This is a genomic window from Parasphingorhabdus sp., assembly GCF_039939955.1.
In the GTDB taxonomy this organism is placed as follows: Bacteria; Pseudomonadota; Alphaproteobacteria; order Sphingomonadales; family Sphingomonadaceae; genus Parasphingorhabdus.
In genome coordinates this window covers 211,802-225,799 of the sequence record NZ_JBDVHS010000006.1, presented here as the reverse complement: position 1 = coordinate 225,799, position 13,998 = coordinate 211,802, and the positions used below count along the sequence as shown (strand labels likewise).

10 protein-coding genes are annotated in these 13,998 nt (G+C 53.4%); 8 read left to right on the top strand and 2 right to left on the bottom strand.

Annotated elements, in window-relative coordinates:
* Nucleotides 1-83 precede the first annotated feature (83 nt).
* Nucleotides 84-1,241, top strand: a complete 1,158-nt coding sequence (dnaJ, locus tag ABJG22_RS12265; RefSeq protein ID WP_348020912.1) for a molecular chaperone DnaJ — start codon at nt 84-86, stop codon at nt 1,239-1,241.
* A gap of 65 nt (nt 1,242-1,306) precedes the next feature.
* Here the strand turns inward: dnaJ and ABJG22_RS12260 are convergent, their stop codons facing one another.
* Complete coding sequence (locus tag ABJG22_RS12260) at nt 1,307-3,436, bottom strand: molybdopterin-dependent oxidoreductase (RefSeq protein ID WP_348020558.1); 2,130 nt, start codon at nt 3,434-3,436, stop codon at nt 1,307-1,309.
* Nucleotides 3,437-3,690: 254 nt separating this feature from the next.
* On the opposite strand from ABJG22_RS12260, the gene ABJG22_RS12255 reads away from it, so the two are divergent.
* The 4 genes from ABJG22_RS12255 (at nt 3,691) to ABJG22_RS12240 (ending at nt 9,182) form a co-directional block, all read left to right on the top strand.
* A complete protein-coding gene (locus ABJG22_RS12255) occupies nt 3,691-5,634 on the top strand; it encodes a DUF3604 domain-containing protein (RefSeq protein ID WP_348020557.1) in 1,944 nt (647 codons plus the stop codon).
* Between the two features lie 137 nt (nt 5,635-5,771).
* The gene (locus tag ABJG22_RS12250) at nt 5,772-7,256 is read left to right on the top strand and encodes an MFS transporter (RefSeq protein ID WP_348020556.1); all 1,485 of its coding nucleotides are present in this window, start codon (nt 5,772-5,774) and stop codon (nt 7,254-7,256) included.
* A 331-nt stretch (nt 7,257-7,587) separates the two neighbouring features.
* A complete protein-coding gene (locus tag ABJG22_RS12245; protein WP_348020555.1) occupies nt 7,588-8,196 on the top strand; it encodes a DUF6445 family protein in 609 nt (202 codons plus the stop codon).
* A gap of 38 nt (nt 8,197-8,234) precedes the next feature.
* Nucleotides 8,235-9,182, top strand: coding sequence for an MBL fold metallo-hydrolase (locus ABJG22_RS12240; RefSeq protein ID WP_348020554.1), 948 nt, complete (start codon nt 8,235-8,237; stop codon nt 9,180-9,182).
* Here the strand turns inward: ABJG22_RS12240 and ABJG22_RS12235 are convergent, their stop codons facing one another.
* The gene (locus ABJG22_RS12235; protein WP_348020553.1) at nt 9,183-11,534 is read right to left on the bottom strand and encodes a patatin-like protein; all 2,352 of its coding nucleotides are present in this window, start codon (nt 11,532-11,534) and stop codon (nt 9,183-9,185) included.
* Nucleotides 11,535-11,645: 111 nt separating this feature from the next.
* Here ABJG22_RS12235 and radA point away from each other — a divergent pair, with 111 nt between their 5' ends.
* The 3 genes from radA to ABJG22_RS12220 are packed head-to-tail and all read left to right on the top strand — an operon-like array spanning nt 11,646 to nt 13,978.
* Entirely contained in the window at nt 11,646-13,010 is a 1,365-nt protein-coding gene (gene radA / locus ABJG22_RS12230) for a DNA repair protein RadA (protein WP_348020552.1), read from the top strand.
* A 9-nt stretch (nt 13,011-13,019) separates the two neighbouring features.
* Nucleotides 13,020-13,544, top strand: coding sequence for a CvpA family protein (locus tag ABJG22_RS12225; protein ID WP_348020551.1), 525 nt, complete (start codon nt 13,020-13,022; stop codon nt 13,542-13,544).
* Nucleotides 13,541-13,978: an iron-sulfur cluster assembly scaffold protein gene (locus ABJG22_RS12220; RefSeq protein ID WP_348020550.1), complete on the top strand. Its 438-nt coding sequence runs from the start codon at nt 13,541-13,543 to the stop codon at nt 13,976-13,978. Before ABJG22_RS12225 ends, ABJG22_RS12220 begins: the two co-directional genes overlap by 4 nt.
* The last annotated feature ends 20 nt before the right edge of the window (nt 13,979-13,998 follow it).

The window sequence follows — 13,998 nt, the reverse complement described above, 5'->3', positions numbered from 1 at the left end:
CAGGCGCAGGCCGTTGGATCTAATCCAAGCGGCCCTCATCTGAGCAGGGGCGACGGTCTTCTCGCTTTGGGGAAAGCATGACTATGGCGTCCGAATTTGATTATTATGAGCAGTTGAACGTATCGCGCGATTGCGATGGCGCGACGCTCAAATCTTCCTACCGCAAACTGGCGATGCAATGGCATCCGGACAAGAACCCGGGTGATGAGGCCGCAGAAGCCAAGTTTAAAACAATCAGCGAAGCTTATGATGTTCTAAAGGACCCCCAGAAACGGGCGGCCTATGATCGTTACGGCCATGAAGCCTTCACCAACGGCGGCGGCAATAATGCCGGTGGCGGTCAAGGCGGCTTCGGCGGTGCTGCTTTCAACGATATCGGCGATATTTTCGAAACCATATTTGGTGGAGGCGGCGGTGGCGGTTTCGGCGGTCAGCAACAACAACGTGGTCCGGCTCGCGGCGCAGACTTGCGCTATGACATGGAAATTACGCTGGAAGAGGCGTTCCATGGCAAAGACACGGAAATCGAAATTGATGTATCGGTTGGTTGTGACGAATGTGACGGTTCCGGCGCGGAGCCCGGCACCGGCGTTAAACGCTGCGGTACCTGTCAGGGCCATGGTAAAGTTCGTGCTCAACAAGGCTTTTTCGTCGTCGAACGCACTTGCACCAGTTGTCAGGGGCGGGGCGAAGTAATCGAAAGCCCGTGCCATGCCTGTTACGGCGAGGGGCGGGTTGATAAACCACAGGCGCTTGAGGTCGAGATTCCTGCTGGTGTCGATACCGGGACGCGAATCCGGCTATCCGGAAAAGGCGAAGCGGGGGCTCGCGGCGCTCCGGCTGGCGATCTCTATATTTTCATTCATCTGATCCGGCACGATATTTTTGAACGCGAAGGAACAACCTTGTTCACCCGTGCACCGATCAGCTTCACGCTGGCGGCCTTGGGCGGTGAAATCACCATTCCCGGTCTAGACGGTGAAAAGCATGAAATTCGTATTCCAGCGGGTATCCAGAGCGGCAAGCAAATTCGCCAGCGTGGGGCCGGTATGCCGGTTCTGCAGGGGCGCGGAAACGGTGATATGGTGATCCAGATCGAAGTCGAAACACCGACCAAGCTTTCCAAGCAGCAGCGGCAAATTCTTCGCGATTTTCAGGCAACCGAGACCGGTGACGAAACACCCAATTCGACCGGGTTTTTTGGAAAGCTAAAAGATGCTTGGGAAGACCTGACCGAGTGATGAAATCGCGCTGAATTTATCGCGAAACTACTCACAAAATATTCCAGTTTGGATTGCGCGAATATTCAAGCTGTCGCTGCTGAAATCCGCCGAATACGTACTGGGGTGCCGTTAAAGCGCGGGACGCGTGCCAGCGGGTCCAGATCGTTGCCGGAAACCAGCTCGTTCCGGTTTTTGCCTCTGGCCGGCATGATCGTTTGACCCTGTGGGTCCAGGGTTTGCGAACCCCAGCCATATTCCATGACAGCGGCGCCAGATCGCAATTCTTCGCTGACCCGCAACGTCACCGTCAGACGGCCAGTTGTGCTTTCGACTTGAACGCGGTCACCATCTTCCCATCCGTCGCGCTTCGCATCTTCGGAGCTGATGGTTATTTCTTCACCCACATCTTTGCGAAGCCGCGCGGCGCTGGATTCGGTTAGCCACGAGTTCATTGTCTGTAACCGGCGGCGCGAGATGATTTGGTATGGGAAGGCTTGTTTTGCGTCGCGCGTCTCAGGCTCTTCCAGCCGTTCGCGTAACAGCGATATCAATGGCTCGGGTGCAGCTGCGATCTTGCGGTCCGGCGTCAACAGATTTTGCGACAAGCGACCATAGGTTTTTGGACCGAGATGCAGTCCATGTGGATGGGCTTCGATCGTTGCCCGGTCAACTCTGCCCCCCATGGCCAACAAGCCATCCTCGACCGCAGCGGGTTCTGGAGGGAACATGCCTTCGAAAAGCGTCAGTCCCATCGCATCGGAAAGGTCGCGGTAAAATTCCCATTCCGCGCGCATGCCCTGTGGCGGAGGAACAGTCCTGCGCGCCTTCTGCACAAAAGGAACTTCGTGAAATGAACTATAGAGAACGTGGATTTCCTCATTCTCCAGAAAATGGAGGCCGGGGATTAGCCAATGGGCATGACGATGACTCTCGCGCTGAAATAGATCGACGGCGACCAGACATTCCAGGCTGGCGAGCGCTTTGTCGAGCTGCGGTCCATCTGGTCCGCTGATCGTCGGATTGCCGGCATTGATGATCAAGCCACGGATCTGGCCGGGACCTGGCATTAGAATTTCGTCAGGCAGTTCAGCCAGTGCATGCGCACCGGCGACCGGCGGCCATTGGCGCAAACGGCTCGGGATTGTGGTGGGAGCAAAGACTTCGGCCCCGAGTTTCATGAAGTCGGCAACGCCATCGCACAAAACGCGGCCGCCGGGACTATCGGTTCGTCCGGTCATCAGGTTGAGAACATGGCTCAACCATTCCGCCAACACGCCATTGCGCCCCATGGCGCTGCCGGTACGGGCCACGCAGGCCGCTGTTTCAGCGGTCGCGAAGCCGATGGCGATCTGTTCGATATCCGACAATGGGATATCGCACCGGCGTGCGAGGCTCGCGGGTTTTTGCGTCAGCGCGATATCTCGCACTCGTTCGAAATGGGACGCACTATCGCAGGCCGCACGGTTTTCCAGTCCCTTGTCCAAGATTACATGGATGATCGCCAGCAGGAATGCCCAATCACTCTCTGGGAGTGGCGAAAGATGCGTGGTGGCGCGTTTTGCGGTTTCCGTTAACCGGGGGTCGACAACCACAAGCTCAGCCCCTTGTTCAACCGCGGCAAGCACACGTTTCCAGCCGTTGGGGACCGACCCGACCCAGCCCATTGCGCTGATCGCCGGATTGCTACCGATCAGGAGCAAATATTGACATGTATCGACGTCGGGGATCAAGGTCGTGTAGGATGAACCATACATTTGCTCGCCGACATAGTGATAAGCGTTCTGGTCGATTGAGCCGACCCAATAGCGGTTGTGCGATCCCACGGCGTCCATGAAGGCCCCATGAAAAATGGAGTTGGCGAAGTTGAAGGCATTGGGGTTGCCGACATAGGCGCCAATAGCATCAGGTCCGTCGCGTTCGATGATTTTCCGAAAAGCCGAAGCAATGCCATCTACCGCCTCTTCATGGCTGACAGCAACATAGCCATCACCCACGCGTTTCATCGGGGAACGAAGACGGGCAGGGTGGGTGCGATATTCATCCGCAGTCGCGCCTTTAATGCAAAAATCTGCCCAATTGTGCGGATTCTCCTTATCAGGCTGGATGCGCACAACATCATCGCCACGCGTCGTGACCTTTAGCCCGCAAAGCTGCTCGCAGATTGCACAATATGTATAGTGCTCTTGCACAGGTTCCGAAACGGAATTGGTCATCCTCAATCCTAAATAGTATTATGTCATAACGACATTATTTCCTACAGACATAATAGTATTTGAGAAATTTGATTGTCAACCGGCCTGTCGGGATAGCGAGTCATCTCGCTTCAAAAGCGTTTTGTCCGTGTCGGGTTTTCCTGATCTATTCGCTTTTTTCTACTTTTCGAAACGCACAATAGCGCAACTTGTGCGGTTGACCTGTTGCCGGTTATACGCTCTTATCCATTTGTAAAATAATAAGGAATGGGTGGATGCGTAAGGTTTATTGGGTCGGATTGGCCGCATTGGTCGTGGCCGTTGTCGGTTATTTCTACGTTCAGTATCGACTGTCACAGCCATTTATGAGCGAGGAAGATATTGCTGAATTGAAAGCAGATATCGCTGCGCAAGATGAAACGGCCTTTGCGGGAATCACTCAACAACCGATCAAATATCAGGAAGCAAATCCCGAGAGAAATGTCTATTTTGGTGATCTTCATGGTCACTCCGATCTTTCCTTTGATAGCTATATTTTCGGCAACCGCCTGTCGTTGGACCAGTCTTATCGTTTCGCTAAAGGCGAAAGTTTGAAAAATCCTGGCGGTGAGTTGATGCAACTGTCCATACCGCTCGATTTCGCTGCAATGACCGATCATGCAGAAGGCTTCGGCATGCATGAACTTTGTGGCGGTTCGGCAAAAAATGAGGAAGGTGCAGATTTCTGCAAGCGCTTGGAAAACCCTGACGCAAATCTGTTTCTGGAACTTCGGGAACAGGGGGAGCAACGCCCACCTGAATCGAGTTTGGCAGGTTATCTAAACGGCGAAAAAACGGAAGCACAGCTTGCTGCATTAACCTGGAAAAACATTGTTGCCATCGCAGAGAAACATAATGACCCAGGCAAGTTTACAACATTTGCAGCCTATGAATATTCTCCGCCTCTTCCCAATTTTGGAAAGATGCACCGTAATGTGATCTTTCGCAACAGTACCGTCCCGCGCCAGGCTGTTTCTGCGATGCATGCACGAACGGAATTGGATCTATGGGACAGTCTTTTACGCGACTGCGTGGGCCCTTGTGAGTTTCTAACCATTCCTCATAATCCGAACAAGTCATGGGGGCTGGCCTTTGCGAGCCATACTATTGATGGCGATCAATATACGATCGACGACTGGCGGCAGCGCAAGCAGGTCGAACCCATTGTTGAGATGTATCAGATCAAGGGCAATTCGGAATGCAGTATTGGCTTTGGTACTTCAGACGAAGAATGTGGTTTTGAACAATTTCTTCCGCGGTGCACCGATGGTCAGGAAACCGGCTGTATCTCCGAGACCTCAATGGCGAGGGACGGTTTGAAAAAGGGGCTGGTGCTGGAGGAGGAAAATGGTGTGAACCCGTTCCGCTTTGGCATGGTCGGTAGCACCGATACCCATAACAGTAGCCCTGGCGACACCGAAGAGCGGGATTTCCGCGGTGTAACCGGGATTTTTAATGCGTCAGCAAAGACCCGCCTCAGCGCCGGCCGCGATGGAGAATACGGCACTTTGAAGCGAAATCCGGGTGGCCTTGCCGCGATCTGGGCGGAAGACAATACAAGAGAAGCACTTTTTGACGCGATGCAAAGAAAAGAGGTTTACGCGACCAGTGGAACCCGCATTCGGCTCCGGTTTTTCGCGAGTTTCAACTATCGCGATAATTTGCCCAATTCGGTCGATGCTCTTAAAACTGCGTATAAGGTAGGCGCCCCAATGGGGGGCTCGGTGAATAGCGTGGCGGGACAAGTGCCAAGCTTCTTCATCTGGGCGATGCGTGATCCCTTGGATGCGCCGTTGGACAAGGTCCAGGTGGTAAAAGGCTGGATTGAAAATGGCGAAACAAAGGAAGCCGTGCAAGATATATTGTGCAGTGGAGGGCGCGCTATCGATCCCCGTACAAAGCGATGTCCTGCCACAAAGGCGACGGTCAGTTTGAAAGATTGTTCGATTGACCAGACACAAGGTGCGACGGAATTAAAAACTCTCTGGACGGACCGGGATTTTCGCGCCGAGCAAAATGCGTTCTACTATGTCCGCGTGATCCAGAACCCCACCTGTCGCTGGTCGACTTATGACAGTTTGCGCTTGGGGCAAGCACCGCCGACAAATGCACCGGCGACAATCACTGAAATGGCATGGTCTTCTCCTATTTGGATCGACAGGCCTTTGGCCGACCGGTGAACCCGACATCACTTATATAGACGTCCGCTTTGCGCAGGAAGAGAATCGGGCGAATGAAATATACAATATCCGAGAAATCGGTATCGTAGGAAAACCGAACACATAGAATGTTTGGAAAACGGTAGAGGAGTTTGAATTTGGCCGAAGCGACCGCGAGTAGCGTCTCTCATTCTGACAGCCATGGGTCACCAGACACAGGCTATGGTAGCAAAAACTACCGCAATTATATTCTCGGAATATTGCTCAGTGTCTATATTTTCAATTTCATAGATCGCACCATCATCAATATTTTGACCGAGCCGATCAAAGAATCGTTCGGCGTTGAAGATTGGCAAATGGGGCTGCTCGGCGGCCCAGCCTTCGCGATCTTATATACTTTTGTTGGCATACCCATTGCGCGATTCTCGGAAAAACATCATCGCGTCTGGATCATAGCTGGGTCGATTGCTTTATGGAGTTTGATGACGGCGTTATGCGGCTTTGCGACCAGCTTTATCGCGCTGTTCATTTTCCGCATTGGCGTTAGCATTGGTGAGGCGGGTTGTTCGCCACCAGCCAATTCGATCATCGCCGATTATTTTGTACCAAAAGAGCGCTCAACCGCAGTTTCTGTCTATGCGCTAGGCATCCCGCTTGGCGGTATGGTCGCTTATGTCTTTGGCGGTTTCATTGTGGATAGCCTCGACGGACCGACGGTCGCTGCGTTGCTGAACAGCTGGAATTGGACATGGGCCGTCAATGCACTGGATTGGCAAAATATCGAAGGCTGGCGGGTTGCGTTTGTGGTTGTCGGTGTTCCGGGCATTCTGGTCGCAATGCTGGTGAAAATGACGATCACGGAACCGCCTCGTGGGTATACCGATCCACCGGAAATGCAGAACAAGGAGCAGGTCGGTTTTCGCGAAGTTCTCAAGATTTTGACCAAAAAGCCGGCTTATTGGCACGTCACAATGGGGGTGACCATTGCGTCATTCGTCAACTATGGCGTTGGTCAATTCTTCGTATCCTTTCTCATTCGCACGCATGAAATGTCGATTTTCGATGCATCGGTCAAAATCGCGATGGCACTCGCTGTCATGGCATCCATCGGTACCTATATGTCCGGCTTTTTGGCCGATAAATATGCTGAACGTTTCCCGAAGGCATTGGCACTAATACCGATGTTTGCCTTGCTCGGTGTGATCCCGATGCATGTCGTCGGTTATTTGGCGGAATCTTTGTGGCTGGCGGTTCCGCTTATGATGATCGGACAAATGCTGCTCTACACCTATCTCTGCCCGCTTTATGCCGTGCCTAGCGGCGTGGTTGATAGCCGCATGAGAGCTACGGCGGTCGCTGTCACTTTGTTCATCGTAAACCTGCTGGGCTATGGCCTTGGGCCACCGTTGATTGGCGGACTATCGACGATTCTAAATGCGACATTCCTGTCCGGAATCGATCCAACGCTTAGCTTGGAGGCGTGCAAGGCATCTAATCTTGCGGTTGCCGCACAAACGGCATGCGACACTGCCAATGCTGATGGGCTGCAGTGGTCGATGATCCTGTTCAAATGCCTATATCTTTGGTCGGTGTTCCATTTTTACATGGCTAGCCGAACCATCCAAAGGGACATGGGGCGTTAACGGCCGAGCAAGCAGAGGGTATAAGGAGATTGCGGATGATATATCTACGGAGCCGTTGGCCTCGATTCACAAATTGATGTCCTACAGCGCGCCAGTCATGATAGGGTCTTTCCATGCCCTATTCTCGACACCTTGTATGTTTTTCACCACTTAACAGTGGTTTAGGCGCCGATTCTGACGATATTGGGAAAGAAGGACTTTTATTCTTTAACTGTGTAAACTTTGTAAGGTTCGTCAGGATAGTGGCTCACAATATGAACGATTATAGCGTGCGTTTGTTTTGTGAGGCTATGGAAATATATGTTTCGCCATCCCGTTGGAGAACTGTTTGATGCTGCCGTCGTTGCTAATTCTCGATGATTTTCTCGCTGACCCAGTGACAGCGCGCAACGCTGCATTGGGACTCAACTATGATCCCGACAATAAAAATGGCAATTATCCAGGCCATATCTCGACCAAGCCTCTGGATATTCAGGGGCTGAATGATCGTATCTCTGGCATCATTAATGCTCCAGTAAAGGCGACATCCAATAGCACTCATCTGCATTGCCGGGTCACGTTGAAAGGCGACAAGGGACGCAGCGGCGTGCATATCGATCCGGCATTTTATTCTGGTATTCTCTACCTATCGCTTCCCGAACATTGCAAAGGCGGCACCGAATTTTTCCGCCACAAACGTACGGGTCTGGAGCGCGTGCCGACCGATCCGTTGGCGATCAGCAATGCGGGCTATTCCGACATTAATGCGTTGATCGAGGATGTGGTGAACAAGGATACCAATCGTCCCGGGCAATGGATGAAGGTGATGACAGTGCCGATGCGCTTCAATCGGCTGATATTGTTTAGCCCGTGGATGTTCCACAACAGCGGACAGGCCTTTGGCAAGACGCCCGAGACCGGCCGGTTGGTCAATCTGATGTTCTTTGCCAAAGACATATGATCGGTTAGAAGGTCGTTTAAACCCAAGGAGATTTTCTCATGCGTAGCTTTATCAAGACATCTTTCAGCATTGCATTATTGGCGACGACATCGCTTGCTGTGTCAGCTTGTACGCAGAGCAATGCGCAGGAAGCAGACCGTTTTGCAGCTGTAGAAATTAAAGCAGAGTCCTTGGGTGAGGGCATTGCCGTTCTATTTGGAGCAGGTGGCAATATTGGTGTTTCCTATGGACCGGACGGAACAGTACTGATCGATGATCAATTTGCTCCGCTAACGCCCAAGATTGAAGCAGCGATCGCTGATCTTGGGGCGGAGCCGGTCAAATATCTGATCAACACCCATTGGCATGGTGATCACAGCGGCGGGAATGAGAATTTCGGCAAGGCCGGGGCATTGATCATGGCGCATGATCATGTTCGCGAACGGATGCTGGGTATCCAGAAGTCAGGACGCGGAAACGATCCGGCTTCGCCGGCTGAAGCCTTGCCCACGGTGACATATCATGACGGTTTAAAACTGCATCTCAATGGTGACGAGGTGAGCGTCAAACATATGAAACACGCGCATACCGATGGCGATAGTATCGTCTTCTGGAAAAAAGCCAACGTGCTGCATATGGGGGACCTTTACTTTAACAAAGTGACCTTGCCCTTCATTGATCTCAACAGCGGGGGCAACGCGCGCGGTGTGCTGGCAGCGGCAGAAAAGGCGCTGACCATCGTTGATGATGATACGAAAATTATCCCGGGTCATGGCCCAATGGCAACCAAGTCGGACTTGGTCTCCTATCGCGATATGCTGAAGTCCGTGATCAGCGCGGTGGAAAAAGCGCAGGGTGAGGGCAAATCACTGGAAGCGGTCAAAGCGATGAAACTGGTGGCGCAATGGGATACCAATCCCAATGCCTTCATCAAGGGAGATGCCTTTGTCGAAGCGGTCTATAAGAGCTTAGAAATGCCGGCGCATGCTCATGATGCGGATCATTGATCAGAGCGTCGCATTCTCGATCTCATACCGTAAGGAAGCGATCAACGGCTGGACCCGGGTTAGTCTTGCTTCCTCTTGGTCAACGATCTTATGGAAAATGGTTTTCTTGAATTCGAGCAGCTTTCCGGCACCGGGATGCTTGGCGTCGGGTAGGGTGGAAAGGATGATGTCGATCATCCGATCGGCGCCATGCAAGCGGCCCCAAAGATAGTCATTCTCTCTATAAGTGCGGCTAAAGAAGGCGCCAAAGTTATTGAATTCAATGCCTTTTAACGTAGCAGTTACGCCGCCTTTGCGGATCGTTTTGGCATCTTCGGGCGAGATGCGGTCGACCTTGATTGGATCAAATTCGTCCAGACCTTCGCCTTGAAGAAGCGGCAGGGTGGCGACATCGTAGAAAGGAAAACCCAGGAAGGCGAGCAGCATCGAACGCTTCTCTGCCTTCGGTATCATGGCCATGGCCTCCGCAAGCTTGGCATCGACGATTGCATCGGTCTCCGCCAGATTGCGGGTCTTGGCCAGTGCATCCAGCATTGCTCCCGGTTGCTCGTCGGCTTGCTCTGCAATGGTTAGGAAATCATCGCCGAGATAGTCGATTGTCTCGCGCTCGATATAAAGGGAAAGGCAATCATAGATGACGTCATGCATCACTTCCATGACCTTGTAGTCGGCAGGATCGGCCTGATCGAGATCTTCCGCCAGTTGCCGCGCAAGGAAGCGAAGACGACGCACGCGATAGCCAAGGTCATGTTGCCGAAAAAATTCGGCAGCCAGCTTAGTTGGGCCACCACCTTTCTGGCTGATATTGTCGAGGCCACGGTGCCGTATCTCTGCCCAAAGCGCGCTGCGCAAGCCGGGGTGATTATGTGAGTTGGGGTCTGCTTTCGCCCGTCGCACCGTATGGGCGATATCTTCGATCACCGTTGCCAGTTTAAGGTGGCCGTACGCGCTATATGAGAAACCAGCGAGTTTGGCCGCTTTATCCCGCGATTTGCGACGCCAGGCCGCCATACGGGACGCCGTTGGCCGATCGAGGAAAAAGGTGCGACCGAACAGGCTCTCGACATTTTGCTCGACCTCGCCGCGCAAATTTTCGGTGATCAGGCGCATCTGGGTAATCCGGTTGGACCGTCCGGCAATGGCATCGAGATTGTCCCGGATAGGTTGCTCGCGTGGGATATTGGAGATCGCTCCAAAAATTGTTGAGAAAAAGCCGGGTAGCGCCTCGTTCTCGGCTTCCTGGGCCGCTTGCAGGCGTTCCATTGCTTTGTCGCTTTTCGCGACGTCGAGATCCGGGCGGGGATCGATATAGACGAAGCGGCGATCGACCTGCCGTTTGGCGGGGCGGTTCTTCAGCGCTTCAATTGCCTGTGCGAAGGGCGCATTGGCTAGGACCGAGCCATCGATCAACACGGTATCTTCAGCCGTACCGGCACGATATTGGTTCGGCAGCACCCGCTTCAGGAATGCCGAACGGCCTGCCCAGACATATTGATGGTCAGACAAAAGCTCGTCCAGTTCCCTAACCGTGAACGGCGGGAAGGCTCCAGGGAAACTGGCGGTCGCGCGGCCGGCAAAGGTCAGCTCTGCAGGGTCCGCTATCGCTTCGTCCCTTTTGCCTCTCGTCGAAAAGCCAATGGTGATGCGATGCTCCATTTCGAGCGCTTCGGGAGGGCTGTGCAGTTGCAGTTTCTCTGGATGTCCAACAAAGTCCGTTACTGTGACGAACAGATCCAGTGGCTGGCCGGGCGGGAGCAAGCGCGGGCCGCGTTCGGTTGCGCTGACGGCTTCGAGGGCATCCCAGATCAGGCCGCTGAAAACCTTGCCGCCAAAGGGTGGTGCAAACCAGCGGGCACGGACGAAGCGCGAGAGCTTCATCTTGACCTCTTCGCGGGCTTCCTCGGAGACGGTTTGTTCGACCGCGCCACCTTTGCGGCCAAGTGCCATCCAAGCAATGGGCTCGGCCCAGAATTTGGAGAAGCGTGAAAGCGGGCGCGCGTCGGGGTCGAGTAATTTGTCGACATCGGCCGTGTCGAGCCAAAGATCGGTCAGCGGTTCGAGCGATTTGCCCGACAGAATGGCCTGGGATAGGAATATTCCGTTGATCCCCCCCGCGCTGGCGCCTGAGATAATGTCTGGAAGCACTCTCAGCTTTGTCCCGGTTTCCCGCTCCACCCATTCCAGGATATCATAGTAGATTCCACGACTGCACTGATCGACCCGCGCTCCATCGTGAAAATCCCGACTTGCTTGCGCCAGTTTCCATATCTCTTTGGTAATGCCGTGCATGTAGATAGCCAGACTAACGCCGCCATAGCAGATCAGGGCCAGTCGGAGTTCTTTCTGTCGCATGGATTTTTAACTACAGGATGGCGAGAAGGGTGCAAGCGGCAATGCGAGTAAACTATTGCTCGACTTGTAAATATCTCTAGCGTTCCTTGTTTGTTCTGCTAAATGGAATTTATGGCCAAAACCAAGAAAAAATATGTCTGCCAGAATTGTGGATCGATTGCCCATCGTTGGGAGGGGCAGTGCGGCGACTGTGGAGAGTGGAACACACTAGTTGAGGAAGCCGGTGATACCGTTTTTGCTGCCAAGCATAATTTGCAGAGCGGTGGCCGGGAAGTCCGTCTGGTCGGGCTGGATAGCGAGATTGCGCTGCCCGACCGCAAAAAAACGGGACTTGCTGAATTTGACAGGGCTGTTGGCGGTGGTCTGGTGGCAGGTTCAGCGACTCTTATGGGTGGCGACCCCGGCATAGGGAAATCGACACTTCTACTTCAGGTGTCGGCGCGTTTGGCTGAAACGGGGCTTTCCGTTGCCTATATTTCGGGCGAAGAAGCGGCGGATCAAGTGCGGTTGCGCGCGCGACGGCTTGGGCTGGGTAAAGCACCAGTTAAACTGGCCTCTGCAACTTCGGTACGCGATATACTGACGACTTTAGGTCGTGACGCACCTGATTTTGTTGTGATCGATTCGATCCAAACTATGCACAGCGATCTGATCGAAGGCGCGCCCGGAACGGTTAGCCAAGTTCGGGCCTCGGCGCAGGAAATCATCAAATTTGCCAAAGAACATGGAACGATGGTCATGCTCGTCGGTCATGTTACCAAGGATGGTAATATTGCTGGCCCGCGTGTGCTCGAGCATATGGTCGACACCGTGATGAGCTTTGAGGGTGAGCGCAGTCATCAGTATAGAATTTTGCGGGCGATCAAGAACCGTTTCGGTGGGACGGATGAAATTGGTGTGTTCGCGATGGAAGAGGCGGGACTGGCAGAGGTGTCCAATCCTTCCGCATTGTTCCTGACAGACCGCCGTGAGGAAGTGACGGGAGCAACAGTGTTTCCGGCCCTGGAAGGCACTCGGCCGGTGCTTGTGGAAATTCAGGCGCTGACGGTTAGGTTGGCGAGCGGCGCCACTCCGCGGCGCTCGGTGGTCGGATGGGATAATGCCCGGCTAGCGATGATATTGGCGGTTCTGGAAGCGCGATGCGGCCTAAGCTTCTCTGGTGCTGAAGTCTATCTCAACGTCGCAGGTGGCTATCGGTTGACCGACCCCGCTGCCGATCTCGCCGTGGCAGCGGCGTTAATCTCGGCGCATGCGGAACGCCCGATGCCGAGCGATGCGGTGATATTTGGTGAAATTGCACTGTCTGGAGAAATTCGCGCGGTCTCCCATACATCGCTTCGCTTAAAAGAGGCTTCCAAACTTGGCTTTGATCGTGCGCTGCTACCAACATCAGGGGAAAAGAGCAGCGGCGCTATGAAGCAGCTGCAATTTGCCAAACTTGCCAATCTCGTTGACCATATGCTTGGTCGTGATTAGCTAGACCCCATGACGGGTCTTGATATTTTTGTACTGGTTTTGATGGGCGGGGCAGCAATCCTCGGTTTTCTGAGGGGTTTTGTTCAGGAAGCATTGTCTTTCATCGCATGGATATTGGTAATTTTTGGCGTTAGGTTTTTTCACACGCCGGTTACTGATCGTTTGATTGATCCGATCGGCAGTGAGAGCGGCGCTTCAGTACTCGCTTTTGCGTCAATAGTCATTGTGACCTATGCGCTGGGCCGTTCGATTGCGAAATCCATCGGTGCGAAATCACGAAAGTCCCTTCTAGGGCCGATTGATCGAGTGCTCGGTTTCGGTTTTGGTATGATCAAGGGACTTATCGGCGCAACGTTACTCTATCTGTTAGTGATTCTCGGATATGATAGCATTTACGGTGCTGAGGAGCCCAGACCGCAATGGCTTTCCGATTCACGCACTTATCCGCTGCTCAACGCTAGTGGCAAAGCGATGGTGGACTTTGTGCAGGAACGCCGAGCGTCGGTGGATGATACACCAGAGACGGTGGAATGAGCGCGACACTCTATACGCGGGATATTTTGCGCCTTGCGGTTTCGATTCCGTATCAGCAGCGGCTAGAACAACCAGATGGTAGCGCGGAGGTGCGTTCCCGGACTTGTGGCAGCGTCGTTACTGCCGATGTGATGGTGTCAGAAACGGGTGAATTGGAAGACTTGGGTCTGATCATTAGCGCCTGTGCGCTAGGGCAGGCTTCGGCAGCCATTTTGGGCGCAGAAGCCATTGGCCGGCAGATAGACGATATTATCCAGGTTCGTTCACAACTAGAGGAGTTTTTCGAAGGGTCGGACACGTCTCCTGGAGGCTGGAAGAATATGGATAAGTTGGCGGCAGCTAGAGATCATAAGGGGCGCCATGCTGCAATTTTGCTCCCTTACGACGCCTTGATCGCGGCTTTTGAAGATGCCGCTGAACGAAAGGCCGCTTGAGCCGTGGAATCAGAAACGCA

Coding starts and splice junctions, on each gene's coding strand:
- dnaJ (WP_348020912.1), top strand. CDS start 84: ATGGCGTCCGAATTTGATTATTATGAGCAGTTGAACGTATCGCGCGAT.
- ABJG22_RS12260 (WP_348020558.1), bottom strand. CDS start 3,436: ATGACCAATTCCGTTTCGGAACCTGTGCAAGAGCACTATACATATTGT.
- ABJG22_RS12255 (WP_348020557.1), top strand. CDS start 3,691: ATGCGTAAGGTTTATTGGGTCGGATTGGCCGCATTGGTCGTGGCCGTT.
- ABJG22_RS12245 (WP_348020555.1), top strand. CDS start 7,588: ATGCTGCCGTCGTTGCTAATTCTCGATGATTTTCTCGCTGACCCAGTG.
- ABJG22_RS12240 (WP_348020554.1), top strand. CDS start 8,235: ATGCGTAGCTTTATCAAGACATCTTTCAGCATTGCATTATTGGCGACG.
- ABJG22_RS12235 (WP_348020553.1), bottom strand. CDS start 11,534: ATGCGACAGAAAGAACTCCGACTGGCCCTGATCTGCTATGGCGGCGTT.
- radA (WP_348020552.1), top strand. CDS start 11,646: ATGGCCAAAACCAAGAAAAAATATGTCTGCCAGAATTGTGGATCGATT.
- ABJG22_RS12225 (WP_348020551.1), top strand. CDS start 13,020: ATGACGGGTCTTGATATTTTTGTACTGGTTTTGATGGGCGGGGCAGCA.
- ABJG22_RS12220 (WP_348020550.1), top strand. CDS start 13,541: ATGAGCGCGACACTCTATACGCGGGATATTTTGCGCCTTGCGGTTTCG.